The sequence below is a fragment of the Acidovorax sp. FJL06 genome (assembly GCF_003852545.1).
Lineage (GTDB): Bacteria > Pseudomonadota > Gammaproteobacteria > Burkholderiales > Burkholderiaceae_C > Acidovorax.
In genome coordinates, this window is the sequence record NZ_QAJR01000022.1 from 1 (window position 1) to 1490 (window position 1490).

Annotated in this window: 2 protein-coding genes and 1 pseudogene; all 3 read right to left on the reverse strand. The window is 68.5% G+C overall.

Features of this window, described 5'->3' with window-relative positions:
- A pseudogene (locus DBV10_RS13670) lies at positions 1 to 577 on the reverse strand (aminotransferase class I/II-fold pyridoxal phosphate-dependent enzyme); the annotation flags it as partial.
- 97 nt (positions 578 to 674) lie between these two features.
- Complete coding sequence (nusB, locus tag DBV10_RS13675) at positions 675 to 1217, reverse strand: transcription antitermination factor NusB (RefSeq protein WP_124514176.1); 543 nt, start codon at positions 1215 to 1217, stop codon at positions 675 to 677.
- The coding region (gene ribH, locus DBV10_RS23130) for a 6,7-dimethyl-8-ribityllumazine synthase (RefSeq protein WP_233589915.1) at positions 1214 to 1490 on the reverse strand (277 nt) is incomplete at its 5' end. The genes nusB and ribH, both read right to left, overlap by 4 nt.

The window sequence follows — 1490 nt, forward strand, 5'->3', positions numbered from 1 at the left end:
ATGCGGCGCAGCTCGTCGGGCGCGATCGAGGTGCCCGTGGGGTTCGACGGTGATGCGAGCAAAACACCCCGCGTCTTGTCTGTCCAGGCAGCGCGCACTTTCTCGGCGCTCAGCTGGTAACGCTCGGCCGCCGTGGTGGGCAGCAGCACGGCCTTGCCCTCTGCGGCGCTCACGAAGTGGCGGTTGCAGGGGTAGCTGGGGTCGGGCATGAGGATCTCGTCGCCCGACTCGATCAGCGCCAGGCACGCGAGCTGCAGCGCGGCCGAGGCGCCCGCCGTCACCACGATGCGGCGTGCAGGCACGTTGACGCCAAAGCGGCTCTGGTACCAGCCGCTGATGCGCTCGCGCAGCGCATCCAGCCCCAGCGCGTTGGTGTACTGCGTGGCGCCGCTGTGCACGGCGCGTGCGGCGGCTTCCTGCACCAGGGGCGGGGCGGTGAAGTCCGGCTCGCCGATGTTCAAGAAAATCATCGGCTCGCGCGTGCCGGCCACCTCGCGGGCCAGGNNGCCTGCGCGGCCTTGGCCACTTCCATCACGTAGAACGGTTCGATGCGCTCGGCGCGCGTGGAAAACTTCATGGAAAGGCATCCTGCCCAGACCGGGCGTGGGGCGTGGAAGAGAAGGGGAAAAAAGAAGCAAAACAGCCCCGGCCGCGCTGGCGGGGCTGCGGCGGGGTCAGGCGGCGCCCGCGCCCGCAGCCTTGTCGGCCGCCACTTCCATGGCGCGCAACTTGGGCGCCAGGCCGTTGAGCACGGCGTTCACGTACTTGTGGCCGTCGGTGCCGCCAAACTCCTTGGCCAGCTCGATGCACTCGTTGAGCACCACGCGCCAGGGCACATCGAGGCAGTGCTGGAACTCGTACACACCGATCCACATGGTCGCGTGCTCGATGGGCGAGATCTCGGCCATCTTGCGGTCCAGCAGCGGGGTGATGAGCAGGTCCATCTCGCCCGCCGTGGCAATGCAGCCGTGCAGCAGCGCGTCATAGTGGGCCGAGTCGGCCTTGTGGAAGCCCGCCAGGTCGCGCGTGAACGCATCGATGGCATGGGCGTCGTTGCCGCCGACCAGGTGCTGGTACAGGGCCTGCAGCGCGAACTCGCGTGCGCGGCTGCGGTTGGATTTGGAGGCCGCCTTGCGTGTGCCCGTGCTCTTGAGGCCGGTGCGGGCCTGCTTGGGGGGGCGGGGCGCAGAGGGCGTGGTGGGGGTGTTTTCGCTCATGACAGCTCGTCCAGCAGGTTGGCCATTTCCACTGCCACGCGGGCCGCATCGGTGCCCTTCTCGGTCTGGCGGGCAATCGCCTGTTCGAGGTTCTCGGTGGTGATGATGGCGTTGGCAATGGGGATCTGGTAGTCCAGCGCCAGGCGGGTGACGCCCGCGCCGGATTCGTTGGCCACCAGCTCGAAGTGGTAGGTCTCGCCACGGATGATGCAGCCCAGCGCGATCAGCGCGTCGAACTCATCGCTCTCGGCCATGGCCTGCAGGGCCACGGGC

Coding starts and splice junctions, on each gene's coding strand:
- nusB (WP_124514176.1), bottom strand. CDS start 1,217: ATGAGCGAAAACACCCCCACCACGCCCTCTGCGCCCCGCCCCCCCAAG.